Origin of the sequence: Streptococcus sp. 1453, assembly GCF_013276955.1 — a bacterium.
Taxonomy (GTDB): Bacteria; Bacillota; Bacilli; order Lactobacillales; family Streptococcaceae; genus Streptococcus.
This window is the reverse complement of sequence record NZ_VMLZ01000004.1, coordinates 1-25,192: the sequence shown is the minus strand read 5'-3', so window position 1 is coordinate 25,192 and position 25,192 is coordinate 1. Positions and strand designations below refer to the sequence as shown.

At 35.3% G+C, this 25,192-nt stretch carries 23 protein-coding genes and 3 tRNA genes; 18 read left to right on the top strand and 8 right to left on the bottom strand.

Annotated features, from left to right (window positions below; translation table 11 throughout):
• Position 1: 1 nt before the first annotated feature.
• Positions 2-2,644, bottom strand: coding sequence for a YhgE/Pip domain-containing protein (locus tag HW098_RS03180; protein WP_176139272.1), 2,643 nt, complete (start codon positions 2,642-2,644; stop codon positions 2-4).
• Positions 2,645-2,771: 127 nt separating this feature from the next.
• Between HW098_RS03180 and HW098_RS03175 the strand changes: the two genes are divergently transcribed.
• Both HW098_RS03175 and HW098_RS03170 read left to right on the top strand, forming a co-directional pair.
• Complete coding sequence (locus HW098_RS03175; protein ID WP_176139271.1) at positions 2,772-3,314, top strand: TetR/AcrR family transcriptional regulator; 543 nt, start codon at positions 2,772-2,774, stop codon at positions 3,312-3,314.
• A 158-nt stretch (positions 3,315-3,472) separates the two neighbouring features.
• Positions 3,473-4,729, top strand: a complete 1,257-nt coding sequence (locus tag HW098_RS03170) for an ISL3 family transposase (protein WP_176139270.1) — start codon at positions 3,473-3,475, stop codon at positions 4,727-4,729.
• Between the two features lie 47 nt (positions 4,730-4,776).
• On the opposite strand, the gene HW098_RS03165 is transcribed toward HW098_RS03170, so the two are convergent.
• From HW098_RS03165 to rlmH, 7 genes are all read right to left on the bottom strand, one after another.
• Positions 4,777-4,850: transfer RNA gene (locus tag HW098_RS03165), tRNA-Asn, on the bottom strand.
• Between the two features lie 5 nt (positions 4,851-4,855).
• Positions 4,856-4,927 (bottom strand) — tRNA-Glu (locus HW098_RS03160).
• Positions 4,928-4,978: 51 nt separating this feature from the next.
• Positions 4,979-5,731: a competence system response regulator transcription factor ComE gene (gene comE, locus HW098_RS03155; protein WP_000866065.1), complete on the bottom strand. Its 753-nt coding sequence runs from the start codon at positions 5,729-5,731 to the stop codon at positions 4,979-4,981.
• Complete coding sequence (gene comD, locus HW098_RS03150) at positions 5,728-7,053, bottom strand: competence system sensor histidine kinase ComD (RefSeq protein WP_176139269.1); 1,326 nt, start codon at positions 7,051-7,053, stop codon at positions 5,728-5,730. Before comD ends, comE begins: the two co-directional genes overlap by 4 nt.
• Before the next feature lie 20 nt (positions 7,054-7,073).
• Complete coding sequence (gene comC / locus HW098_RS03145) at positions 7,074-7,199, bottom strand: competence-stimulating peptide ComC (RefSeq protein WP_004255280.1); 126 nt, start codon at positions 7,197-7,199, stop codon at positions 7,074-7,076.
• A 164-nt stretch (positions 7,200-7,363) separates the two neighbouring features.
• Positions 7,364-7,437, bottom strand: a tRNA-Arg gene (locus HW098_RS03140).
• A 43-nt stretch (positions 7,438-7,480) separates the two neighbouring features.
• Positions 7,481-7,960 (bottom strand): 23S rRNA (pseudouridine(1915)-N(3))-methyltransferase RlmH, encoded by a 480-nt coding sequence (gene rlmH / locus HW098_RS03135; protein WP_176139268.1) that lies wholly within the window; start codon positions 7,958-7,960, stop codon positions 7,481-7,483.
• A gap of 182 nt (positions 7,961-8,142) precedes the next feature.
• On the opposite strand from rlmH, the gene HW098_RS03130 reads away from it, so the two are divergent.
• From HW098_RS03130 to HW098_RS03060, 16 genes are all read left to right on the top strand, one after another.
• Complete coding sequence (locus tag HW098_RS03130; protein ID WP_176139267.1) at positions 8,143-9,324, top strand: S1C family serine protease; 1,182 nt, start codon at positions 8,143-8,145, stop codon at positions 9,322-9,324.
• 57 nt (positions 9,325-9,381) lie between these two features.
• Complete coding sequence (locus tag HW098_RS03125; RefSeq protein WP_176139266.1) at positions 9,382-10,140, top strand: ParB/RepB/Spo0J family partition protein; 759 nt, start codon at positions 9,382-9,384, stop codon at positions 10,138-10,140.
• A gap of 212 nt (positions 10,141-10,352) precedes the next feature.
• A complete protein-coding gene (dnaA, locus tag HW098_RS03120) occupies positions 10,353-11,714 on the top strand; it encodes a chromosomal replication initiator protein DnaA (protein WP_176139265.1) in 1,362 nt (453 codons plus the stop codon).
• A gap of 158 nt (positions 11,715-11,872) precedes the next feature.
• A complete protein-coding gene (gene dnaN, locus HW098_RS03115; RefSeq protein ID WP_176139264.1) occupies positions 11,873-13,009 on the top strand; it encodes a DNA polymerase III subunit beta in 1,137 nt (378 codons plus the stop codon).
• Between the two features lie 64 nt (positions 13,010-13,073).
• Positions 13,074-13,268, top strand: a complete 195-nt coding sequence (locus HW098_RS03110) for a DUF951 family protein (RefSeq protein WP_000285186.1) — start codon at positions 13,074-13,076, stop codon at positions 13,266-13,268.
• An 83-nt stretch (positions 13,269-13,351) separates the two neighbouring features.
• On the top strand, positions 13,352-14,467 hold the full coding sequence (ychF, locus tag HW098_RS03105; RefSeq protein ID WP_050252635.1) for a redox-regulated ATPase YchF: 1,116 nt from the start codon (positions 13,352-13,354) through the stop codon (positions 14,465-14,467).
• 71 nt (positions 14,468-14,538) lie between these two features.
• Entirely contained in the window at positions 14,539-15,108 is a 570-nt protein-coding gene (gene pth / locus HW098_RS03100) for an aminoacyl-tRNA hydrolase (RefSeq protein ID WP_176139263.1), read from the top strand.
• Positions 15,109-18,618 carry a transcription-repair coupling factor gene (gene mfd / locus HW098_RS03095; RefSeq protein ID WP_176139262.1) on the top strand — a complete coding sequence of 1,170 codons (3,510 nt, stop codon included), beginning with the start codon at positions 15,109-15,111 and terminating at the stop codon, positions 18,616-18,618.
• A 57-nt stretch (positions 18,619-18,675) separates the two neighbouring features.
• A complete protein-coding gene (locus tag HW098_RS03090) occupies positions 18,676-18,942 on the top strand; it encodes an RNA-binding S4 domain-containing protein (protein ID WP_001234978.1) in 267 nt (88 codons plus the stop codon).
• Positions 18,935-19,303, top strand: coding sequence for a septum formation initiator family protein (locus tag HW098_RS03085; RefSeq protein WP_000041903.1), 369 nt, complete (start codon positions 18,935-18,937; stop codon positions 19,301-19,303). The genes HW098_RS03090 and HW098_RS03085 overlap by 8 nt, the downstream gene beginning before the upstream one ends.
• A gap of 4 nt (positions 19,304-19,307) precedes the next feature.
• Positions 19,308-19,430, top strand: coding sequence for an SP_0009 family protein (locus tag HW098_RS10720; RefSeq protein ID WP_000429334.1), 123 nt, complete (start codon positions 19,308-19,310; stop codon positions 19,428-19,430).
• On the top strand, positions 19,423-20,691 hold the full coding sequence (locus HW098_RS03080) for a serine hydrolase (protein ID WP_176139261.1): 1,269 nt from the start codon (positions 19,423-19,425) through the stop codon (positions 20,689-20,691). The genes HW098_RS10720 and HW098_RS03080 overlap by 8 nt, the downstream gene beginning before the upstream one ends.
• Complete coding sequence (gene tilS, locus HW098_RS03075) at positions 20,688-21,965, top strand: tRNA lysidine(34) synthetase TilS (RefSeq protein WP_176139260.1); 1,278 nt, start codon at positions 20,688-20,690, stop codon at positions 21,963-21,965. The genes HW098_RS03080 and tilS overlap by 4 nt, the downstream gene beginning before the upstream one ends.
• Before the next feature lie 4 nt (positions 21,966-21,969).
• Positions 21,970-22,512, top strand: coding sequence for a hypoxanthine phosphoribosyltransferase (hpt, locus tag HW098_RS03070; RefSeq protein WP_176139259.1), 543 nt, complete (start codon positions 21,970-21,972; stop codon positions 22,510-22,512).
• A gap of 15 nt (positions 22,513-22,527) precedes the next feature.
• A complete protein-coding gene (ftsH, locus tag HW098_RS03065; protein WP_176139258.1) occupies positions 22,528-24,486 on the top strand; it encodes an ATP-dependent zinc metalloprotease FtsH in 1,959 nt (652 codons plus the stop codon).
• A 120-nt stretch (positions 24,487-24,606) separates the two neighbouring features.
• Positions 24,607-25,086 carry a sigma-70 family RNA polymerase sigma factor gene (locus HW098_RS03060; protein ID WP_176139257.1) on the top strand — a complete coding sequence of 160 codons (480 nt, stop codon included), beginning with the start codon at positions 24,607-24,609 and terminating at the stop codon, positions 25,084-25,086.
• Positions 25,087-25,192: the final 106 nt, after the last annotated feature.

Below are 25,192 nucleotides of genomic sequence, written 5' to 3'. Positions count from 1 at the left end.
TTTAATCTTCTCCCATTTTCTTAGGTTGATAGGCTAGCATACCTAAACAAATAAATAGTACTAATATAACGGCAAGGAAAATGACTTGATGATGAATATTTCCTGTCATAGAGATTGTTTGTCGTAATCCCGAAACTGAATAACTCATTGGTAACCAAGGACTAATAGCTCTAAAGAAATCATTTGTCAAAGCAAGTGGGTAAGTACCTGCACTTGATGCTAACTGTAATAAAAGCAAAATAAGAGAAAAGAAAGCTCCTATACGGCTATTCCATGTTGTTAAAGCGGTCACCATGGACATGAATACTAAACTTGTTAAGATGATGAGAATAAATGTTTTCATTTCATGATTAGCAGTTAGACCAATAAGATGAACTCCTCCATATACCAAAATCCCTGCTAAAACAGCTATAATACCATTTATTTCAGATCGAGATTTCAACCAAGCCCAACGACTCTCTGGATGACGTCCTGAAAGCAACTTCGCAAAGATCATATTCGTTGATATTGCTGCAACAAAGAGAGCAACTGATATCATATAAGGAGCCATTGCGATTCCATTTACAGGAACTTGGTCATTGTCTGTTTTGGAAAGATTGAGTGGATTTGACAAAATCTCTGCATTTTTAGATTCCGTTGATGCTGATTTAAGTTGATCACTAGCATTACCTAATCCTTGTCCCAAAGAAGCAACTCCTGTCTGTAAACCTTCCAATCCAGAAGTTAACTTTGTTCCACCTTCTGCTAGTTTCCCCGCTCCATCTGCCAATTTATTAGCTCCATTCTCTAATTGAGAAGCACCTGAAAGTAACTGACTGGATTTGTCAGCTAGTTGGCTAGAGCCTGACTGCAATTTATCAACTCCTGCTATCAATTCTTGACTCTTTTGATTCAATTGATTGGAGCCAGTTGATAATTTTTCAATACCAGACACTAATTCTGGAGTTTTTTCAACTAATTGACCAACTCCTGCTGTCAAGTTAGAAGATTTTTGTGTCAAGGTAGTTGAGCCTGAAACTAATTGGTTCAAACTACCTGTCAAGGTGGAATTCTTTTCACTTAGTTGACTTGCGCCCTGAGAAACTTTATCAACACCTGCAGTATATTCCTTTACACCCGATGTAATAGACTGACTGGCAGGAACTAATTTACTAGAAACAGCTCCTTGTATCTCTGTTAATCCACTTGACAATCCTGTCAAAGAAGTAGAAGCAAGCGGTAATACTTGATTAGCTTGATTTTTTAGTGTTGAAAGATTAGAAGATTGATTTTGTAAGTTTTCCAAACTTCCCTGTAAACCTTGTACTAAAGCTACAATTGACTGAGCCGATTGAATACTATCAGTCGAATTTTGAGATACAGAAGCAGTTATTTCAGCTTGTTGCTCACTTGTCAATGATTGATAAGTTGCTGTCGATTGAATATTGGCTAATGTAGTTGCTTTTTCAGACTGAGCACTTACTAACATTTGATTAGAAAGAGATGCTATACTTGATAAAACAGAATCTAATTGTTTTGTATCTCCAACATCAATATTTTGAATAGCTTGATTTAACTGATTCAAACCAGAAGATAATTGAACAATTTGATCTTTTTGCTCAGACGAAGCATCTAACTTGCTAGAAAGTTGTTGAATCCCTTCATTTAATTGCTCCATACCCATTCGAAGTGTAGATGATTGATTAGATAACTGATTCGCACCTGTTGCAAGATTTCCCACTCCGTTTGTATAGACACTAACACCAGATGAAAATTGATTAAGACCAGCATTGAGCTGAGAAACACCGCCAGTATAGGACTCTACACCAGTATATAGTTGATTGATTCCTCCTACTAATTCAGGACTTTTAGAAGATAATTGACCTAACCCGCTATCTAATTGACTCACTGCACCAGTATATGTAACTAAACCACTATTAAAATTTCCTAAGCCAAGATGAAGTTGTTCAACACCAGAAACATAAGCAGATAATCCTCTAGTAAACTGCTCCGTTCCATTTGAAAATGTTAAACTTGAATCTGCTAAAGAGTGTAGGTTAGTAGTTAATGTTTGACTTCCTGTCGCTAACTGATTCGCTCCATCAGTTAATTTTTCACTACCAGAAGCTGCTTGATTCATACCATCCTTTAAATCAATCATTTTGTTAAATAAATCTTTGGTATAGGTCTCGGTTACATTGGTAGAAACATTCTGCTTTAATTGTGTCATAGCAGAATCACTCATCTTGCTAGCAATAAAACTATGACCACTTGAAGTCTGATAATCGATTTGCATTTGCTCTGGGTGATCCGTTAAAATAGAAGTGGCTTTTTCAGATAGATCACTTGGTAAAGTCACTACCATATAGTAATCGCCATTTTCCAACCCCTTCTTACCTTCCTCTTCATCTACAAAATGAAAATCCAAGGTTTTATTTTCTTTTAAATTGGACACCATGTCTTTCCCTATAGACATGCTATTACCATTATAGGAAGCCTCTTTATCATTATTGACAACTGCCACAGGTAAGTCAGACAATTGCCCATATGGATCCCACATTGATGACAAAAATATGATATTGTACAGAGCTGGAATAAGAGAAATCCCTATCATGACAATAATAAAGGTTGGTTTTTTAAAAATTGCTTTCCATTCTTTAAACATAGTTTCTCCTTTTTTACACATATTGTCTAAAATTTTGATATAATAGATTCTACATTAAAAAATCTAAATTACAAGATAAAAAATCTATTTTTAGACATATAGTCTAATTTGTTTACAAGGAGGAAATATGCAAGAAAGTAACAAACGCTTAAAAACAAAGCGAACTATTGAAAATGCTATGGTAAAATTACTCATGGAACAGCCATTTGATCAAATTTCTACTGTCAAGTTAGCAGAAAAAGCCGGAATTAGTCGTTCCAGCTTCTATACTCACTATAAGGATAAGTATGATATGATCGAGCACTATCAAAGCAAGCTATTTCATACATTTGAATATATTTTTCAAAAACATGCTCATCACAAAAGAGATGCTATTTTAGAAGTATTTGAATATCTAGAGTCAGAACCACTTCTGGCTGCCCTTCTTTCTGAAAATGGGACCAAAGAAATCCAAAATTTCTTAAGAAATAAACTTCATATCATGCTCAGTACAGATTTACAAAAGCGATTTATGCAACTGAATCTTAATACCACTGAATTAGAATATAGTAGCATCTATCTAACTCACGCACTTTTTGGTGTCTGTCAAACTTGGATTGCACATGGAAAAAAAGAAAGTCCTCAAGAAATAACAGACTTCCTTATGAAAATGCTTGGTGATACAAATTGATACAAAAAGAGGAACACAACTGTGTTCCCTTTTATGGCTCTATAATATTTGTAGTGGGTAAATCCCCTATAGATATTATGGAGCCTATTTTGTTGTAGAAAAAAAGTCCCATAAGATCTATAATGAAAAGCGACAAAACCATCATTAGAAAGAATCATATGGAACAATTACATTTTATCACAAAACTACTCGATATTAAAGACCCTAATATCCAGATTATAGACATCATAAATAGGGATACCCACAAAGAAATCATCGCTAGACTGGATTATGAGGCCCCTTCTTGTCCTGATTGTGGAAGTCTAATGAAAAAATATGACTTTCAAAAACCATCTAAGCTCCCTTACCTCGAAACAACTGGTATGCCTACTAGAATTCTCCTTAGAAAACGCCGTTTTAACTGCTATCAGTGCTCAAAAATGATGGTCGCTGAAACTTCTATCGTCAAGAAAAATCACCAAATTCCTCGTATTATCAACCAAAAAATTGCGCAAAAGTTGATTGAGAAGATTTCTATGACCGATATTGCCCATCAGCTGGCCATTTCAACTTCAACTGTCATTCGAAAGCTCAATGACTTCCACTTTGAGTGTAATGTTAGAAATCTGCCTGAGATTATGTCTTGGGACGAGTATGCCTTCACTAAAGGAAAGATGAGTTTCATTGCTCAGGACTTTGAAAAGTTCAATATCATCACTGTTCTTGAGGGTAGAACGCAAGCTGTCATTCGAGATCACTTTCTTAAATATGATAGAGCCGTCCGCTGTCGAGTGAAAATCATTACTATGGATATGTTTAGTCCCTACTATGCCTTAGCTAAACAGCTTTTTCCATGTGCTAAAATCGTTCTAGATCGTTTCCATATTGTACAACATTTAAGCCGTGCTATGAGTCGTGTGCGTGTTCAAATCATGAAGCAATTTGAGCGAAAATCTCATGAATATAAGGCCATCAAACGTTACTGGAAGCTCATTCAACAGGATAGTCGTAAACTGAGTGATAAACGATTTTATCGCCCTACTTTTCGTATGCACTTAACCAATAAAGAGATTCTAGACAAGCTTTTGAGCTATTCAGAAGACTTGAGACACCACTATAATCTCTATCAGCTCTTGCTTTTTCACTTTCAGAATAAGGAAGCTGACAAATTTTTCGGACTCATTGAGGACAATCTAAAGCAGGTTCATCCTCTTTTTCAGACTGTCTTTAAAACCTTTCTCAAGGACAAAGAGAAAATTGTCAACGCTCTTCAACTACCCTATTCTAACGCAAAATTGGAAGCCACTAATAATCTCATCAAGCTTATCAAACGAAATGCCTTTGGTTTTCGGAACTTTGAAAACTTCAAAAAACGGATTTTTATCGCTCTGAACATCAAAAAAGAAAGGACGAAATTTGTCCTTTCTAGATCTTAGCTTTTCATCAACCCACTACAGTTGACAAAGAGCCCCTTTTATCTATACTCCGCCAGTAGGACTCGAACCTACGACATCATGATTAACAGTCATGCGCTACTACCAACTGAGCTATGGCGGATAAAATAGTCCGTACGGGATTCGAACCCGTGTTACCGCCGTGAAAAGGCGGTGTCTTAACCCCTTGACCAACGGACCTTCTATCTGTAGCAGATATAACCATTATATCAATTTCTTGCTAATTGTCAATCACTTTTGAGATTTTTTCTCTAAAATATCTTTTAATTTTCTAATTTTTAATCTTGAAATAGGACAACGATGGTCTTCATAGAAAACAATTTCTAAGTTTTTTCGATCAATTTCTCTAATATTGCCTATATTTACCAAAAATGACTTGTGAGGAGAATAAAATCGCTGAGTATGTTTGTCCTTTTCCTGAATATCTGTCATGGTACCATAAAACTCTTTGGCAAAATTCTTACCAATAATGCGCAATTTATGAGATACCCCTGTTGTTTCAATATACAAAATATCATGGTAAGGAATTTTTAAATCATTTCCCTTGTAATTGTAGTCGAAATAATCTACAACATCTTCATTTTCAAGTAACATACTCTTCGTGTAGAAGATATTTTGCTCAATTCTCTTCTTAAACATCTCATCATTGATATCCTTATCAACAAAATCTAAGGCTGATACCTGGTATTTATAGGTTAGAGTCGCAAACTCTGATCGACTAGTGATAAAGACGATAATAGCGTAAGGATTGTAATGACGAATGAGCTGAGCAACTTCAAATCCCTTTTTCTCAATTCCATGAATATCGATATCTAGGAAATAAAGCTGATTTACTTCATCATTTTCAATGTATTCTTCAAATTCACGGACTTTTCCCGTTGTCTTGTATGATATTGGAATATTCGATTCTTTCGAAATTTCATCCAATATTCTCTCTAGTCTCACTTGATGTTCAATAACATCTTCTAAAATTAAAACTTTCATTCAAATTCCCTCTTAAATCTAATGATTTGTCTAAATGTACTGCCTTCCATCTCTGTTTCTAAAATAATATTGTTGTACTTATCTAGTAGTTCTTTCACATTATTTAATCCGACTCCGCGATTTCTTCCCTTAGTGGAGAATCCTAAGGCAAATAGATCTCCTGAAGGAGTCATCGTCATTTTACATGAATTCTGAATCACAATAACTGTTTCAGTTTCCATCTTAATAACTGCTACTTCCATCTGCTTTTTATAGCTATCAGCCGATCCTTCGACAGCATTATTCAATAAAACGCTCATGATACGAACCAAATCCAATAGTTCAATGGGAAGCTTGGTAATCGTATCTTTTACTTCCAGTGTAAACTCTACACCATTATTTCGAGCATAGACAATTGACTGAGCGACCAAACTTCGTAAAGCTGAATCTTCTATGTTGTTCAAATCAAAGTAAGTGTACTTATCTGAACGCAGTTTATGATTTGCTTTGACCAAAACTTCATTGTAAACTCTGTCAATTTCTTGTAAATTACCACTGTCAATTGCCATCTGCATGCTGACAAGCATCCCAGCATAATCATGTCGAAATCCACGGATTTCATTATACAGTCCGACAATTTCATCTGTATAATTCTGTAAATGTTTCTGTTCAAATTTCTTCTGCTTCAAAGCAATCTCTTTTTCCATTTGTTCTTTATACGAATTCATTGCAAAGAAGGTCAAAAGGAGAGAAATAAAGACAATAGATGACAAAATACTTCCAAAACTATTCAAATGTTTAACCGTACTTACTATATCTGAAACGAAAGATGCAGTATGGAGCAATAGTAAGGCAAAAAATACTTTTTTCAAGAAGGGATAAAGGTAGTCCTTATCAAAATAGTTTAGTTCTAAGTGGAAATAATGAATGATTTTTAAGATAACAACATAAGTCAACACTGTTACAACGAAAAAGAATGGGGAATGATATTGTGAAACAAAATTGTCTCCTGTTATAGAGGAGAAAGTTACAGACAGAAAGTTATGAGTGCTCTCATATAAAAGAGATAGTAGTAAACTTAGGAATAGTCCTCTATCCCTCTCATACTGTTTCATCCATCGAAAATAGGAATATAGGCTCAAAGGAAATAAAAATGTTGCAATCCCTAACCCATCTAAATATAGAAGATAGAAGGGAAAATCAAGTGCTATTACTGTTAGTAAGGTATAAGCACCAAAAACGTATAGTTCTCTTCTATTTACTTGACCTTTACAAATTAAATGGTAACTGTAACTAATAATTAAAAAATAAACAATAACTGTCCCAAATTCAAGCAAATTCATTACTCTTTCTCCTTATTTCATTACTGTTTTATTTGGAAAATAAAATCACGGAGTAATCTTGACAGTCTACTTTCCCCACCTTGAATCTTTTGTAAGTCTTTTTCCTTCAAAGCTACAAACTGTTCCAATTTAACTGTGTTTTTCATAATAAAATCTCCTAAAATGTTTTTTCTTGTAAGCTAACTTACAAAAACCATTATACAAAATGGAATTTCATTTTAGATAAAATTCTCTCAACTGTCATTTTTTTCTCCCCAAGTGTACTTTTTTAAGAAAAAAGCCGGGAAAATTCCCAGCTTTGCTATTATATTGATCCCAGCAGGATTCGAACCTGCGACCGTTCGCTTAGAAGGCGAATGCTCTATCCAGCTGAGCTATGAGACCTAACACAATTATTCTACCAAAAAATCAATTAAAAGTCAATTCTCTATTTATGATAGGGCGAGCCCTGCTGAATCGTAAAAGCGCGATAGATTTGTTCAACAAGGACTAGTCTCATTAACTGATGGGGCAAGGTTAAGCGGCCAAAGCTGACAGAAAGATTGGTTCTCTTTTTTACAGCTGATGATAATCCTAAACTCCCTCCAATGATAAATGTAAGAGTAGAAAATCCTTTTATAGAAGCTTCTTCTAACTGCTTACTAAATTCTTCTGAAGAAAGTGTTTTCCCCTCAATGGCTAACACAATAACAAAATCACGGTCACCAACTTTTGATAAAATTCTCTGACCTTCTATTTCTAAAATCTTTTGATTTTCTGACTCACTGGCCCTATCTGGTGTTTTTTCATCTGCTAGCTCAATCATTTCAAGTTTAGCAAATCGAGAAATTCGTTTTGAATACTCCGCGATACCATCTTTTAAATACTTTTCTTTCAGTTTCCCAACTGTTACAATTTTAATTTTCATGACTCTATTCTAACATATTCTCTATTTTTTCACATCTTATTCACAAAATAAAAGGTTAATTTTAACCGAGAAAACCACAGATTTTTGGAAGTTATCCACAATCTGTGTAAAACTTTTGTGTTTAAGTTATAATTAAGCTAGTCAGTTTATACTTTCAGTAATTCAAAAATATGGAGGCAAATATGAAACATTTAAAAACATTTTACAAAAAAGGGTTTCAATTATTAGTCGTTATCGTCATTAGCTTTTTTAGTGGAGCCTTGGGTAGTTTTTCAATAGCTCAACTAACTCAAAAAAGTAGTATAAGCAACTCCAACAATAATAGCACTATCACACAAACTGCCTATAAGAACGAAAATTCAACAACACAGGCTGTTAATAAAGTAAAAGATGCTGTTGTTTCTGTTATTACTTATTCAGCAAACAGACAAAATAGCGTATTTGGCAATGATGAGACTGATACAGATTCTCAGCAAATCTCTAGTGAAGGATCGGGAGTTATTTATAAAAAGAATGATAAAGAAGCTTACATCGTCACCAATAATCACGTTATAAATGGCGCCAGCAAAGTAGATATTCGATTGTCAGATGGGACTAAAGTACCTGGAGAAATCGTCGGAGCGGATACTTTCTCTGATATTGCTGTCGTCAAAATCTCTTCAGAAAAAGTGACAACAGTAGCTGAGTTTGGTGATTCTAGCAAGTTAACCGTAGGAGAAACTGCTATTGCTATTGGTAGCCCATTGGGTTCTGAATATGCAAATACTGTCACTCAAGGTATCGTATCTAGTCTTAATCGAAATGTATCTTTAAAATCTGAAGATGGACAAGCCATTTCTACAAAAGCCATCCAAACTGATACTGCTATTAACCCAGGTAACTCTGGTGGCCCACTAATCAATATTCAAGGACAGGTTATCGGAATTACCTCAAGTAAAATTGCCACAAATGGAGGAACATCTGTAGAAGGCCTTGGTTTCGCAATTCCTGCAAATGATGCTATCAATATTATTGAACAGTTAGAAAAGAACGGAAAAGTGACACGCCCAGCTTTGGGAATCCAGATGGTTAATTTATCTAATATAAGTACAAGCGACATCAGAAGACTTAATATTCCAAGCAGTGTAACATCTGGTGTAGTTGTTCGTTCTGTGCAAAGTAATATGCCTGCAAATGGTCACCTTGAAAAATACGATGTTATTACAAAAGTAGATGACAAAGACATTACTTCATCAACAGACTTACAAAGTGCTCTTTACAATCATTCTATCGGAGACACCATTAAGATCACTTACTATCGTAACGGTAAAGAAGAAACTACATCTATTAAACTTGACAAGAGTTCAGGTGATTTAGAATCTTAATTGACATCTATGTAAAGAAAACTTTACATAAGAGAAAAGATGTGTTAGTGTAGAATCATGGAAAAATTTGAAATGATTTCTATCACGGATATACAAAAAAATCCCTATCAACCTCGAAAAGAATTTGATAGAGAAAAACTAGATGAACTAGCACAGTCTATCAAAGAAAATGGTATCATTCAACCGATTATTGTTCGTCAATCTCCTGTAATTGGTTATGAAATCCTTGCAGGAGAGAGACGCTATCTGGCTTCACTTTTAGCTGGTCTAACATCTATCCCCGCTGTTGTTAAACAACTTTCAGACCAAGAAATGATGGTCCAGTCCATCATTGAAAATTTACAAAGAGAAAATTTAAATCCAATAGAAGAAGCACGCGCCTATGAATCTCTCGTAGAGAAAGGATTTACCCATGCTGAAATTGCAAATAAAATGGGCAAGTCTCGTCCTTATATCAGCAACTCCATTCGTTTGCTTTCCTTGCCATATGCTATCCTATCAGAAGTAGAAAGTGGCAAACTATCACAAGCCCATGCACGTTCTCTAGTTGGGTTGAATAAGGAACAACAAGACTATTTCTTTCAACGAATTATAGAAGAAGATATTTCTGTAAGGAAGTTAGAAGCTCTTCTGACAGAGAAAAAACAAAAGAAACAGCAAAAAAATGATCATTTCATACAAAATGAAGAAGAACAGTTAAAAAAACTACTCGGAGTAGACGTAGAAATCAAACTGTCTAAAAAAGATAGTGGAAAAATCATTATTTCTTTTTCAAATCAAGAAGAATACAGTAGAATTATCAACAGCCTGAAATAAGGCTGTTCTTTTATTTTTTTATCTCACAAGGTTATCCACTATATTTTTCGATAAAAAACTTACTAAATCAATAGTTTCTGACTTTATCCCCAATCTGTGGATAAAACTTGGTAACATTGTGGATTATTTTTCACAGCTTGTGGAAAATTCTTGCTATCTATGGTAAAATATCTCTAGTATTAAACTTTTAAATAGTAAAGGAGGAGAAAGGATTGAAAGAAAAACAATTTTGGAATCGTATATTAGAATTTGCTCAAGAAAGACTGACTCGATCCATGTATGATTTCTATGCTATTCAAGCTGAACTCATCAAGGTAGAGGAAAATGTTGCCACTATATTTTTACCACGATCTGAAATGGAAATGGTCTGGGAAAAACAACTAAAAGATATTATTGTAGTTGCCGGATTTGAAATTTATGATGCTGAGATTACTCCTCACTATATTTTCACTAAACCTCAAGATACGACTATCTCACAAGTTGAAGAAGCTACAAATTCAACTCTTTATGACTATAGTCCAAAGTTAGCATCTATTCCTTATTCGGATACTGGATTAAAAGAAAAGTATACCTTTGATAATTTTATTCAAGGGGATGGAAATGTTTGGGCAGTATCAGCCGCTTTGGCTGTCTCTGAAGATTTGGCTTTGACCTATAACCCTCTTTTTATCTATGGAGGACCTGGGCTTGGTAAGACTCACCTGTTGAACGCTATTGGAAATGAAATTCTAAAAAATATTCCAAATGCGCGTGTTAAATACATTCCTGCTGAAAGCTTTATTAATGACTTTCTTGATCACCTAAGACTTGGGGAAATGGAAAAGTTTAAAAAAACCTATCGTAGTCTTGATCTTTTGTTAATCGATGATATCCAGTCACTCAGCGGAAAAAAAGTCGCAACTCAGGAAGAATTTTTCAATACCTTTAACGCCCTTCATGACAAGCAAAAACAGATTGTCCTAACCAGTGATCGTAGTCCAAAACATCTAGAAGGGCTCGAGGAGAGGCTTGTCACGCGCTTTAGTTGGGGATTGACACAAACTATCACCCCCCCTGACTTTGAAACACGTATTGCCATTTTACAAAGTAAAACGGAACATTTAGGCTACAATTTTCAAAGTGATACTCTAGAATACCTAGCTGGGCAATTTGACTCAAATGTTCGAGATCTTGAGGGAGCTATCAATGACATCACTTTAATTTCCCGAGTAAAAAACATCAAGGATATCACTATTGATATTGCTGCAGAAGCTATTAGAGCTCGCAAACAAGATGTTAGCCAAATGCTCGTCATCCCAATTGACAAAATCCAAAATGAAGTTGGTAACTTTTATGGTGTCAGCGTCAAAGAAATGAAAGGAAGCAGACGCCTTCAAAATATTGTGTTAGCCCGTCAAGTAGCCATGTATTTATCTAGAGAACTGACAGATAATAGTCTTCCAAAAATTGGGAAGGAATTTGGAGGAAAAGATCATACAACAGTCATTCATGCCCATGCAAAAATTAAATCTTTGATTGATGAAGACGATAATTTACGTTTAGAAATTGAATCAATCAAAAAGAAAATCAAATAACTTGTGGATAACTTTCGCTTTTTTATCTTTTTTATCCACATTTTTTAAACAAGCTAAAAAACTTGGTATGCCTTACTTTTAGTCTGTTTTCCACAGATTTCACAGACTCTATTATTACTATTATCCTTCTAATACTAAAAATAAATAAAGGAGAATCCATGATTCATTTTTCAATTAATAAAAATTTATTTCTACAAGCCTTAAATATTACTAAGAGAGCTATTAGCTCTAAAAATGCCATTCCTATTTTATCAACAGTCAAAATTGACGTGACCAACGAAGGTGTTACTTTAATTGGTTCAAATGGTCAGATTTCAATTGAAAATTTTATTTCTCAAAAAAATGAAGATGCTGGTTTGTTAATTACTTCTTTAGGTTCGATTCTTCTTGAGGCTTCTTTCTTCATCAATGTGGTATCTAGTCTACCTGATGTGACTCTTGATTTTAAAGAAATTGAACAAAATCAAATTGTTTTAACGAGTGGCAAATCAGAAATTACCCTAAAAGGAAAAGATAGCGAACAGTACCCACGAATCCAAGAAATTTCAGCAAGCACTCCTTTGGTTCTTGAAACAAAATTACTCAAGAAAATAATCAATGAAACAGCATTTGCTGCAAGTACCCAAGAGAGTCGTCCAATTTTAACAGGTGTTCATTTTGTATTGAGTCAGCATAAGGAGCTAAAAACAGTTGCAACAGACTCTCATCGTCTAAGCCAGAAAAAATTGACTCTTGAAAAAAATAGTGATGATTTTGATGTCGTGATTCCTAGCCGTTCTCTACGCGAATTTTCAGCGGTATTTACAGATGATATCGAAACTGTAGAGATTTTCTTTGCCAATAACCAAATCCTCTTTAGAAGCGAAAATATTAGCTTCTATACTCGTCTCCTAGAAGGAAACTATCCTGATACAGATCGTTTGATTCCAACAGACTTTAACACTACTATTACTTTTGATGTGGTAAATTTACGTCAGTCAATGGAACGTGCTCGTCTTTTATCAAGTGCGACTCAAAATGGTACTGTGAAGCTTGAAATTAAAGGTGGGATTGTTAGTGCCCATGTTCACTCTCCAGAAGTTGGTAAAGTAAACGAAGAAATCGATACTGATCAGGTTACTGGTGAAGATTTGACCATTAGTTTCAATCCAACTTATTTAATTGATTCTCTTAAAGCTTTAAATAGCGAAAAGGTGACCATTAGCTTTATCTCAGCTGTTCGTCCATTTACTCTTGTTCCAGCAGATACTGACGAAGATTTCATGCAGCTCATTACACCAGTTCGTACAAATTAAGTGAAAGAGGTTGAGCTTGGCTCGCCTCTTTTATGATATAATCGAAAAAGAAAAGGAGAGTAGTATGTATCAAGTTGGAAATTTTGTTGAGATGAAAAAACCACATGCTTGCACCATCAAGTCAACAGGAAAAAAAGCTAATCGTTGGGAAATTACACGTGTAGGGGCAGATATCAAAATAAAATGCAGTAATTGTGACCATGTTGTCATGATGGGGCGCTATGATTTTGATCGAAAAATGAATAAAATTATTGACTGAGAACCCTTAGGTAGAGAGTTAGCAAGTTTTCCCTTTTTGTGTTATAATATTAGGGATTGAAATGAAAACGGAGAATGAGAAATATGGCTTTAACAGCAGGTATCGTTGGTTTGCCAAATGTTGGTAAATCAACACTCTTTAATGCAATTACAAAAGCAGGAGCAGAGGCAGCGAACTACCCATTTGCAACGATTGACCCAAACGTTGGAATGGTAGAAGTTCCAGATGAACGCCTACAAAAACTAACTGAAATGATTACTCCTAAAAAGACAGTGCCAACAACATTTGAATTTACAGATATTGCAGGGATTGTAAAAGGAGCTTCAAAAGGAGAAGGGCTAGGGAATAAATTCTTGGCCAATATTCGTGAAGTAGATGCGATTGTTCACGTAGTTCGTGCTTTTGATGATGAAAATGTGATGCGCGAGCAAGGACGTGAAGACGCCTTTGTAGATCCACTTGCCGATATTGACACCATTAACCTAGAATTGATTCTTGCAGACTTAGAATCAGTCAATAAACGTTATGCGCGTGTAGAAAAGATGGCACGTACGCAAAAAGATAAAGAATCAGTAGCAGAATTCAATGTTCTTCAAAAGATTAAACCAGTCCTTGAAGATGGGAAATCAGCTCGCACCATCGAATTTACAGATGAGGAACAAAAGGTTGTCAAAGGTCTCTTCCTGTTGACGACTAAACCAGTGCTCTATGTTGCTAATGTGGACGAGGATGTGGTTTCAGAACCTGACTCTATCGACTATGTTAAACAAATTCGTGAATTCGCAGCGACAGAAAATGCTGAAGTAGTCGTTATTTCTGCGCGTGCTGAGGAAGAAATTTCTGAATTGGACGATGAAGATAAAAAAGAGTTTCTTGAAGCCATTGGTTTGACAGAATCAGGTGTAGATAAGTTGACGCGTGCAGCTTACCACTTGCTTGGATTGGGAACTTACTTCACAGCTGGTGAAAAAGAAGTTCGCGCTTGGACCTTCAAACGTGGTATGAAGGCTCCTCAAGCAGCTGGTATTATCCACTCAGACTTTGAAAAAGGCTTTATCCGTGCAGTAACCATGTCATACGATGATTTGGTGAAATATGGATCTGAAAAGGCGGTAAAAGAAGCTGGACGCTTGCGTGAAGAGGGAAAAGAATATATCGTTCAAGATGGCGATATCATGGAATTCCGCTTTAATGTCTAAAAAATTAATAAATGGTGTCAATTAGGTTGGAAAAAAATTCCAACCCTTTTGGCTTTTGAAAGGAAAAATAAATGACCAAATTACTTGTAGGCTTGGGAAATCCAGGAGATAAATATTTTGAGACCAAACACAATGTTGGTTTTATGTTGATTGATCAACTAGCGAAGAAACAGAATGTCACTTTTACACACGATAAGATATTTCAAGCTGAACTAGCATCCTTTTTTCTAAATGGAGAAAAAATTTATCTGGTTAAACCAACGACCTTTATGAATGAAAGTGGAAAAGCAGTTCATGCTTTATTGACTTACTATGGTTTGGAGATTGAAGATTTACTCATCATTTACGATGATCTTGACATGGAAGTTGGAAAGATTCGTTTAAGAGCAAAGGGCTCAGCAGGTGGTCACAATGGTATTAAGTCTATTATTCAACATATTGGAACTCAGGTCTTTAATCGTGTTAAGATTGGAATAGGAAGACCTAAAAATGGCATGTCAGTTGTTCACCATGTTTTGAGTACCTTTGACAGGGATGATTATATCGGTATTTTACAGTCTATTGACAAAGTTGACGATTCTGTAAACTACTATTTACAAGAAAAAAATTTTGAGAAAACAATGCAGAGGTATAACGGATAAATGGTGACCTTATTAGATTTATTCTCAGAAAATGATCAGATAAAAAAATGGCATCAAAATCTGACAGATAAGAAAAGACAATTAATGTTAGGCTTGTCAACTTCTACAAAAGCTTTAGCAATTGCTAGTAGTTTGAGACAGGAAGATAAGATTGTGTTATTGACGTCAACTTATGGAGAAGCAGAAGGACTGGTTAGTGATCTTATCTCTATCTTGGGTGAGGAACTTGTTTATCCGTTTTTGGTAGATGACTCCCCTATGGTCGAGTTTTTGATGTCTTCACAAGAAAAAATCATTTCACGGGTTGAAGCCTTGCGTTTTTTGACTGATTCATCTAAGAGAGGGATTTTAGTTTGTAATATCGCAGCAAGTCGATTGATTTTACCGTCTCCAAATGTATTCAAAGATAGTATTGTAAAAATCTCAGTTGGTGAAGAATATGATCAACACGCGTTTATCCATCAGTTAAAGGAAAATGGCTATCGAAAAGTCACTCAAGTACAAACTCAGGGCGAATTTAGTTTGCGAGGAGATATTTTAGATATTTTTGAAATATCCCAGTTAGAACCTTGCCGAATTGAGTTTTTTGGTGATGAAATTGATGGTATCAGGTCATTTGAAGTCGAAACACAATTATCGAAAGAAAATCAGACAGAACTCACTATCTTTCCAGCTAGTGATATACTTTTGAGTGAAAAGGATTATCAACGAGGACAGTTAGCTTTAGAAAAACAAATTTCAAAAACTTTATCACCGATTTTGAAATCCTATCTAGAAGAAATTCTTTCAAGTTTTCACCAAAAACAAAGCCATGCAGATTCTCGGAAGTTTTTATCTTTGTGCTATGATAAGACATGGACTGTCTTTGATTATATTGAAAAAGATACTCCAATATTCTTTGATGATTACCAAAAATTAATGAATCAGTATGAAGTCTTTGAAAGAGAATTAGCGCAATACTTTACAGAAGAATTACAGAACAGTAAAGCATTTTCTGATATGCAGTATTTTGCTGATATTGAACAAATCTATAAAAAACAAAGTCCAGTGACCTTTTTCTCTAATCTTCAAAAAGGTTTAGGAAATCTCAAATTTGACAAAATCTATCAATTCAATCAATATCCTATACAGGAGTTTTTCAATCAATTTTCTTTTCTAAAAGAAGAAATTGAGCGATACAAAAAAATGGATTACACTATCATTCTGCAGTCTAGCAATTCAATGGGAAGTAAAACATTGGAGGATGTTTTAGAGGAATATCAGATTAAATTGGATTCCAGAAATAAGTCAAGTATCTGTAAAGAATCTGTAAACTTAATCGAGGGTAATCTCAGACATGGTTTTCATTTTGTAGATGAAAAGATTTTATTGATTACTGAACATGAGATTTTTCAAAAGAAATTAAAACGTCGTTTTCGCAGACAACATGTTTCAAATGCAGAGCGCCTAAAAGATTATAATGAACTTGAAAAGGGGGATTACGTTGTTCACCATATTCATGGGATTGGTCAATATCTAGGAATTGAAACCATTGAAATTAAGGGGATTCACCGTGATTATGTCAGTGTCCAGTATCAAAATGGGGATCAAATCTCCATACCAGTGGAACAGATTCATCTACTGTCCAAATATATTTCAAGTGATGGGAAAGCTCCTAAACTCAATAAATTAAATGACGGTCATTTTAAAAAGGCCAAGCAAAAAGTTAAGAACCAGGTAGAGGATATAGCTGATGATTTAATTAAACTTTATTCTGAACGCAGTCAGTTGAAGGGCTTTGCTTTCTCAGCCGATGATGAAGAGCAAGATACTTTTGATGATGCCTTCCCTTATGTTGAAACGGATGATCAACTTCGTAGTATCGAGGAAATCAAGAGAGATATGCAGGCTTCTCAGCCAATGGATCGACTTTTGGTTGGGGATGTTGGTTTTGGAAAGACTGAAGTTGCTATGCGTGCAGCCTTTAAGGCAGTCAATGATCACAAACAGGTTGTCGTCTTAGTTCCGACGACGGTTTTAGCGCAACAGCACTATACGAATTTTAAGGAACGATTCCAAAATTTTGCAGTTAATATTGATGTGTTGAGTCGCTTTAGAAGTAAAAAAGAGCAGACTGAAACACTTGAAAAATTGAAAAAGGGTCAAGTTGATATTTTGATTGGAACCCATCGTGTTTTGTCAAAAGATGTCGTGTTTTCTGATTTGGGCTTGATGATTATTGATGAGGAACAACGATTTGGTGTCAAGCATAAGGAAACTTTGAAAGAATTGAAGAAACAAGTGGATGTTCTAACTTTGACAGCTACGCCAATCCCTCGTACCCTCCACATGTCTATGCTGGGAATCAGAGATTTGTCTGTTATTGAAACTCCGCCGACTAATCGTTATCCAGTGCAAACCTATGTTTTAGAAAAGAATGACAGTGTCATTCGTGATGCGGTCTTGCGTGAAATGGAGCGTGGAGGTCAAGTTTACTATCTTTACAATAAAGTTGACACAATTGATCAGAAGGTTTCAGAATTACAGGAGTTGATTCCAGAGGCTTCGATTGGTTACGTTCATGGTCGAATGAGTGAAATACAGTTGGAAAATACTCTACTAGACTTTATTGAGGGACAATACGATATCTTGGTGACGACTACCATTATTGAGACAGGGGTGGACATTCCAAATGCCAATACTTTGTTTATTGAAAATGCAGACCATATGGGCTTGTCAACCTTGTATCAGTTAAGAGGAAGAGTCGGTCGTAGTAATCGTATTGCTTATGCCTATCTCATGTATCGTCCAGAAAAATCAATCAGTGAAGTCTCTGAAAAGAGATTAGAGGCAATCAAAGGATTTACAGAATTGGGCTCCGGATTTAAGATTGCTATGCGAGATCTTTCGATTCGTGGAGCAGGAAATCTCCTAGGAAAATCCCAGTCTGGTTTCATTGATTCTGTTGGTTTTGAATTGTATTCGCAGTTATTAGAGGAAGCTATTGCTAAACGAAACGGTAATGCTAACACTAACACAAGAACCAAAGGGAATGCTGAGTTGATTTTGCAAATTGATGCCTATCTTCCTGATACTTATATTTCTGATCAACGACATAAGATTGAAATTTACAAGAAAATTCGTCAAATTGACAACCGTGTCAATTATGAAGAGTTACAAGAGGAGTTGATAGACCGTTTTGGAGAATACCCAGATGTAGTAGCCTATCTTTTAGAGATTGGTTTGGTCAAATCATACTTGGACAAGGTCTTTGTTCAACGTGCGGAAAGAAAAGATAATAAAGTTACAGTTCAATTTGAAAAAGTCACTCAACGACTGTTTTTAGCTCAAGATTATTTTAAAGCTTTATCCGCAACGAACTTAAAAGCAGGCATCACTGAGAATAAGGGATCAATGGAGCTTGTATTTGATGTCCGAAATAAGAAAGATTATGAAATTTTAGAAGGTCTGCTGATTTTTGGAGAAAGTTTAGTAGAGATAAAAGAGTCTAAGAAAGAAAATTCCATTTGATATTTTTCTTCTATAAAATAGATAAAAATGGTACAATAATAAGTTGAGGTAATAAGGATGAGATTAGACAAATATTTAAAAGTATCACGAATTATCAAGCGTCGTACAGTCGCAAAGGAAGTAGCAGATAAAGGCAGAATCAAGGTGAATGGAATCTTGGCCAAAAGTTCAACGGATTTGAAAGTTAATGACCAAGTTGAAATTCGTTTTGGAAACAAGTTGCTACTTGTAAAAGTACTAGAGATGAAAGATAGTACAAAAAAAGAAGATGCAGCAGGCATGTATGAAATTATCAGTGAAACACGGGTAGAAGAAAATGTCTAAAAATATTGTACAATTGAATAATTCTTTTATTCAAAATGAACACCAACGCCGTCGCTACCTGATGAAAGAACGGCAAAAACGGAATCGTTTTATGGGGTGGGTATTGATTTTGATTATGCTGTTATTTATTTTGCCAACTTTTAATTTAGCGCAGAGTTATCAGCAATTACTCCAACGCCGTCAGCAACTAGCAGACTTGCAAACTCAGTATCAGACTTTGAGTGATGAAAAGGATAAGGAGACAGCATTTGCTACCAAGTTGAAAGATGAGGATTATGCTGCCAAATATACACGAGCGAAGTACTATTATTCTAAGTCGAGGGAAATAGTTTATACGATTCCTGACTTGCTTCAAAGGTGATAAAATGGAAAATTTATTAGACGTAATTGAGCAATTTTTGAGTCTATCGGATGAAAAGCTGGAAGAGTTGGCTGATAAAAATCAATTATTGCGTTTACAAGAAGAAAAGGAAAGGAAGAATGCGTAAATTCTTAATTATTTTGTTGCTACCGAGTTTTTTGACCATTTCAAAAGTTGTTAGCACAGAAAAAGAAGTCGTCTATACTTCGAAAGAAATTTATTACCTTTCACAATCTGACTTTGGTATTTATTTTAGAGAAAAGCTAAGTTCTCCTATGGTTTATGGAGAAGTTCCTGTCTATGCGAATGAAGATTTAGTAGTGGAATCTGGAAAATTGACTCCCAAAACAAGTTTCCAAATAACTGAGTGGCGCTTAAATAAACAAGGAATTCCGGTATTTAAGCTATCAAATCATCAATTTATAGCTGCGGACAAACGATTTTTATATGATCAATCAGAGGTAACTCCAACAATAAAAAAAGTATGGTTAGAATCTGATTTTAAACTGTACAATAGTCCTTATGACTTAAAAGAAGTGAAATCATCCTTATCAGCTTATTCGCAAGTATCAATCGACAAGACCATGTTTGTAGAAGGAAGAGAATTTTTACATATTGATCAGGCTGGATGGGTAGATAAGGAATCAACTTCTGAAGAAGATAATCGGATGAGTAAAGTTCAAGAAATGTTATCTGAAAAATATCAGAAGGATTCATTCTCTATTTATGTTAAGCAACTGACTACTGGAAAAGAAGCTGGTATCAATCAAGATGAAAAGATGTATGCAGCTAGTGTTTTGAAACTCCCTTATCTCTATTATGCGCAAGAAAAAATAAATGAGGGTCTTTATCAGTTAGATACGACTGTAAAATATGTATCATCAGTCAATGATTTTCCAGGTTCTTATAAACCAGAGGGAAGTGGTAGTCTTCCTAAAAAAGAGGATAATAAAGAGTATTCTCTCAAGGACTTAATCACAAAAGTATCTAAAGAATCTGATAATGTAGCTCATAATATATTGGGTTATTACATTTCAAACCAATCTGATACCACATTCAAATCCAAGATGTCTGCCATTATGGGAGATGATTGGGATTCAAAAGAAAAATTGATTTCTTCCAAGATGGCTGGGAAGGTTATGGAAGCCATTTATAATCAAAATGGATTTGTGCTAGAGTCTTTGACTAAAACAGATTTTGATAATCAGCGAATTGCTAAAGGTGTTTCTGTGAAGGTTGCTCATAAAATTGGGGATGCGGACGAATTTAAGCATGATACGGGTGTTGTCTACGCAGATTCTCCATTTATTCTTTCTATTTTCACTAAGAATTCTGATTATGATACAATTTCTCAGATATCCAAGGATGTTTATGAGGTTCTAAAATGAGAGAACAAGATTTTTTAAATCATTTTCTCAAGAAGGGATATTTCAAAAAGCATGCTAAGTTGGTGCTAGCTCTTTCTGGTGGATTAGATTCTATGTTTCTATTTAAGGTATTGTCTACTTATCAAAAAGAGTTAGAAATTGAATTGATCTTAGCTCATGTGAATCATAAGCAGAGAATAGAGTCTGATTGGGAAGAAAAGGAATTAAGGAAGTTAGCTGTTGAAGCTGGACTTCCTATTTATGTCAGCAATTTTTCAGGAGAATTTTCAGAAGCGCGTGCTCGAAATTTTCGTTATGATTTTTTTCAAGAGGTCATGAAAAAGACAGGTGCGACAGCTTTAGTCACTGCCCACCATGCGGATGATCAGGTGGAAACGATTTTAATGCGTTTGATCCGAGGTACTCGTTTGCGCTATCTATCAGGAATTAAGGAGAAGCAAGTAGTCGGAGAGATAGAAATCATTCGGCCCTTCTTGCATTTTCAGAAAAAAGACTTTCCTTCAATTTTTCACTTTGAAGATACATCAAATCAGGAAAATCATTATTTTCGAAATCGTATTCGAAACGCTTATTTACCAGAATTAGAAAAAGAAAATCCTCGATTTATAGATGCAATCTTAAGTATCGGAAATGAAATTTTAGATTATGACTTAGCTATAGCTGAATTATCAAAGAATATTGATGTAGAAAATTTAGAGCAGCTATTGTCTTACTCTGAGTCTACACAAAGAGTTTTACTTCAAACTTATCTGAATCGTTTTCCAGATTTGAATCTTACAAAAGCTCAGTTTGCTGAAGTTCGGCAGATTTTAAAATCTAAAAGCCAGTATCGTCATCCGCTTAAAAATGGTTATGAATTGATAAAAGAGTATCAACAGTTTCGGATTTATAAAATCAGTCCGCAGGCTGATGAAAAGGAAGATGAACTTGTGTTACACTATCAAAATCAGGTAACTTATCAGGGATATTTATTTTCCTTTGGACTTCCTTTAGAAGGTGAATCAATTCAACAAATATCTGTTTCACGAGAAACATCCATACACATTCGTCATCGAAAACCAGGAGATTTTTTGATTCAAAATGGACATAGAAAAAAACTCAGACGTCTATTTATCGATTTGAAAATCCCTATGGAAAATCGAAAATCTGCTCTGATTATTGAGCAATTTGGTGAAATTGTCTCAATTTTGGGAATTGCGACCAGTAATTTGAGTAAAAACACGAAAAATGATATAATGAACACTGTACTTTATATAGAAAAAATAGATAGGTAAAAAAATGTTAGAAAACGATATTAAAAAAATCCTCGTTTCACACGATGAAATTACAGAAGCTGCTAAAAAATTAGGTGCTCAATTAACTAAGGACTATGCAGGAAAAAATCCGATTTTAATTGGGATTTTAAAAGGATCTATTCCTTTTATGGCTGAATTGGTCAAACATATTGATACACATATTGAAATGGACTTCATGATGGTTTCTAGCTACCATGGTGGAACAGCAAGTAGTGGTGTTATCAATATTAAACAAGATGTGACTCAAGATATCAAAGGAAGACATGTTCTATTTGTAGAAGATATCATTGATACAGGTCAAACTTTGAAGAATTTGCGAGATATGTTTATTGCAAGAGAAGCAGCTTCTGTTAAAATTGCAACCCTGTTGGATAAACCAGAGGGACGTGTTGTAGAAATTGAGGCAGACTATACCTGCTTTACTATCCCAAATGAGTTTGTAGTAGGTTATGGTTTAGACTACAAAGAAAATTATCGTAATCTTCCTTATGTTGGAGTATTGAAAGAAGAAGTGTATTCAAATTAGAAAGAATAATTTTTAATGAAAAAACAAAATAATGGTTTAATTAAAAATCCATTTCTATGGTTATTACTTATTTTTTTCCTAGTTACAGCTTACCAGTATTTTAGTACAGGTAGTGTTGCAGGGAAAAGTGAGCAAATTAATTATACAGAATTGGTAAAAGAAATTACCGATGACAATGTAAAAGAATTAACCTATCAACCAAATGGCAGTGTTATCGAAGTTTCGGGTGTCTATAAAAATCCTAAAACAAGTAAAGAAGAAACAGGCATTCAGTTCTTTTCTCCATCTGTTACAACAGTAGAGAAATTTTCAAGTATTATTCTTCCCTCTGATACCACAGTATCAGAATTGCAAAAGCTTGCTTCGGACCATAAAGCGGAAGTAACTATTAAGCATGAAAGTTCAAGTGGTATGTGGATTAATCTACTCGTATCCATTGTGCCATTTGGAATTCTATTCTTCTTCCTATTCTCTATGATGGGAAATATGGGGGGAGGCAATGGTCGTAACCCAATGAGTTTTGGACGTAGTAAGGCTAAAGCTGCAAATAAAGAAGATATTAAAGTAAGATTTTCAGATGTTGCTGGAGCTGAGGAAGAAAAACAAGAACTGGTTGAAGTTGTTGAATTCTTAAAAGATCCAAAACGATTTACAAAACTTGGAGCCCGGATTCCAGCAGGTGTTCTTTTGGAGGGACCTCCGGGAACAGGTAAGACATTGCTTGCTAAGGCAGTCGCCGGAGAAGCAGGTGTTCCATTCTTTAGTATCTCAGGTTCTGATTTTGTAGAAATGTTTGTCGGAGTTGGAGCTAGTCGTGTTCGTTCTCTTTTTGAAGATGCCAAAAAAGCAGCGCCAGCTATCATCTTTATCGATGAAATTGATGCTGTTGGACGTCAACGTGGAGTTGGTCTTGGCGGAGGAAATGACGAACGTGAACAAACTTTGAACCAACTCTTGATTGAGATGGATGGTTTTGAGGGAAATGAAGGGATTATCGTCATCGCTGCTACAAACCGTTCAGATGTACTTGACCCTGCCCTCTTGCGTCCAGGACGTTTTGATAGAAAAGTATTGGTTGGCCGTCCTGATGTTAAGGGGCGCGAAGCAATCTTGAAAGTTCATGCTAAGAACAAGCCTTTAGCAGAAGATGTTGATTTGAAATTAGTTGCTCAACAAACTCCAGGCTTTGTTGGTGCTGATTTAGAGAATGTCTTGAATGAAGCAGCCTTGGTTGCCGCTCGTCGCAATAAATCGATAATTGATGCTTCAGATATTGATGAAGCAGAAGATAGAGTGATTGCTGGACCTTCTAAGAAAGATAAGACAGTTTCACAAAAAGAACGTGAATTGGTTGCCTACCATGAGGCAGGACATACCATTGTTGGTCTAGTCTTGTCGAATGCCCGTGTTGTTCATAAGGTTACAATTGTACCAAGAGGTCGTGCAGGTGGTTACATGATTGCACTTCCTAAAGAGGATCAAATGCTTCTATCCAAAGAAGATATGAAAGAGCAATTGGCTGGCTTAATGGGTGGACGTGTAGCTGAAGAAATTATCTTTAATGTCCAAACGACAGGAGCTTCAAACGACTTTGAACAGGCGACACAAATGGCGCGTGCAATGGTTACAGAGTACGGTATGAGTGAAAAACTTGGTCCAGTACAATATGAAGGAAACCATGCTATGTTTGGTGCACAGAGTCCTCAAAAATCAATTTCAGAACAAACAGCTTATGAAATTGACGAAGAAGTTCGTTCATTATTAAATGAAGCACGAAATAAAGCTGCTGAAATCATCCAATCAAATCGTGAAACTCACAAGTTGATTGCAGAAGCATTATTGAAATACGAAACATTGGATAGTACACAAATTAAAGCTCTTTACGAAACAGGAAAGATGCCTGAAGCAGTAGAAGAGGAATCTCATGCACTATCCTATGATGAAGTAAAGTCAAAAATGAATGATGAAAAATAACCCTGAGAGAGGCTTGTCCTCTCTTTTTTGTGCAGTTGAGACGGTGTAGGGAACAGAATGGGGAGAAATAACCAAATTAGCTTTTTGATTTGTTAAACTGTATTTAGAAAGGGGAAGATTATGCTTAAAGAATTGTATGAAGAAGTCCAAGGAATTGTATACAAGTGTAGAAATGAATATTACCTTCATTTGTGGGAGCTATCGGATTGGGACCAAGAAGGCATGATTTGCTTACATGAATTGATCAGTAGAGAAGAAGGACTAGTAGAAGATATTCCTCGTTTACGTAAATACTTCAAAACTAAATTCCGTAATCGAATTTTAGACTATATCCGTAAGCAAGAAAGCCACAAACGAAGATATAATAAAGAACCTTATGAAGAAGTGGGTGAGATAAGTCATCGTATAAGTGAGGGAGGTCTGTGGCTAGATGACTATTATCTCTTTCATGAAACACTAAGAGATTATAGAAACAAACAAACTAAAGAGCAACAAGAAGAGCTAGAACGCATTTTAAGAAATGAACGATTCCGAGGGCGTCAAAGAGTCCTAAAGGACTTACGTATTGTGTTTAAGGAGTTTGACATCCGTACCCATTAGGAATTCATGCAAAAAAGTAAAAAAAGTTTAAAAAAGTAGTTGACAAAGTTTGAAAAGTCGGTATAATAGTAAGAGTTGAAAACAACAACTCTGGTCCGTTGGTCAA

What these genes read in the sequence shown, in the direction of transcription:
- HW098_RS03170 (WP_176139270.1), top strand. Translation starts at nt 3,473, where the DNA reads ATGGAACAATTACATTTTATCACAAAACTACTCGATATTAAAGACCCT.
- HW098_RS03110 (WP_000285186.1), top strand. Translation starts at nt 13,074, where the DNA reads ATGTATCAAGTTGGAAATTTTGTTGAGATGAAAAAACCACATGCTTGC.
- HW098_RS03130 (WP_176139267.1), top strand. Translation starts at nt 8,143, where the DNA reads ATGAAACATTTAAAAACATTTTACAAAAAAGGGTTTCAATTATTAGTC.
- pth (WP_176139263.1), top strand. Translation starts at nt 14,539, where the DNA reads ATGACCAAATTACTTGTAGGCTTGGGAAATCCAGGAGATAAATATTTT.
- HW098_RS03125 (WP_176139266.1), top strand. Translation starts at nt 9,382, where the DNA reads ATGGAAAAATTTGAAATGATTTCTATCACGGATATACAAAAAAATCCC.
- comC (WP_004255280.1), bottom strand. Translation starts at nt 7,199, where the DNA reads ATGAAAAACACAGTTAAATTGGAACAGTTTGTAGCTTTGAAGGAAAAA.
- HW098_RS03090 (WP_001234978.1), top strand. Translation starts at nt 18,676, where the DNA reads ATGAGATTAGACAAATATTTAAAAGTATCACGAATTATCAAGCGTCGT.
- dnaN (WP_176139264.1), top strand. Translation starts at nt 11,873, where the DNA reads ATGATTCATTTTTCAATTAATAAAAATTTATTTCTACAAGCCTTAAAT.
- ychF (WP_050252635.1), top strand. Translation starts at nt 13,352, where the DNA reads ATGGCTTTAACAGCAGGTATCGTTGGTTTGCCAAATGTTGGTAAATCA.
- HW098_RS03060 (WP_176139257.1), top strand. Translation starts at nt 24,607, where the DNA reads ATGCTTAAAGAATTGTATGAAGAAGTCCAAGGAATTGTATACAAGTGT.
- comE (WP_000866065.1), bottom strand. Translation starts at nt 5,731, where the DNA reads ATGAAAGTTTTAATTTTAGAAGATGTTATTGAACATCAAGTGAGACTA.
- comD (WP_176139269.1), bottom strand. Translation starts at nt 7,053, where the DNA reads ATGAATTTGCTTGAATTTGGGACAGTTATTGTTTATTTTTTAATTATT.
- tilS (WP_176139260.1), top strand. Translation starts at nt 20,688, where the DNA reads ATGAGAGAACAAGATTTTTTAAATCATTTTCTCAAGAAGGGATATTTC.
- hpt (WP_176139259.1), top strand. Translation starts at nt 21,970, where the DNA reads ATGTTAGAAAACGATATTAAAAAAATCCTCGTTTCACACGATGAAATT.
- HW098_RS03180 (WP_176139272.1), bottom strand. Translation starts at nt 2,644, where the DNA reads ATGTTTAAAGAATGGAAAGCAATTTTTAAAAAACCAACCTTTATTATT.
- ftsH (WP_176139258.1), top strand. Translation starts at nt 22,528, where the DNA reads ATGAAAAAACAAAATAATGGTTTAATTAAAAATCCATTTCTATGGTTA.
- HW098_RS10720 (WP_000429334.1), top strand. Translation starts at nt 19,308, where the DNA reads ATGGAAAATTTATTAGACGTAATTGAGCAATTTTTGAGTCTATCGGAT.
- rlmH (WP_176139268.1), bottom strand. Translation starts at nt 7,960, where the DNA reads ATGAAAATTAAAATTGTAACAGTTGGGAAACTGAAAGAAAAGTATTTA.
- HW098_RS03080 (WP_176139261.1), top strand. Translation starts at nt 19,423, where the DNA reads ATGCGTAAATTCTTAATTATTTTGTTGCTACCGAGTTTTTTGACCATT.
- HW098_RS03085 (WP_000041903.1), top strand. Translation starts at nt 18,935, where the DNA reads ATGTCTAAAAATATTGTACAATTGAATAATTCTTTTATTCAAAATGAA.
- mfd (WP_176139262.1), top strand. Translation starts at nt 15,109, where the DNA reads ATGGTGACCTTATTAGATTTATTCTCAGAAAATGATCAGATAAAAAAA.
- HW098_RS03175 (WP_176139271.1), top strand. Translation starts at nt 2,772, where the DNA reads ATGCAAGAAAGTAACAAACGCTTAAAAACAAAGCGAACTATTGAAAAT.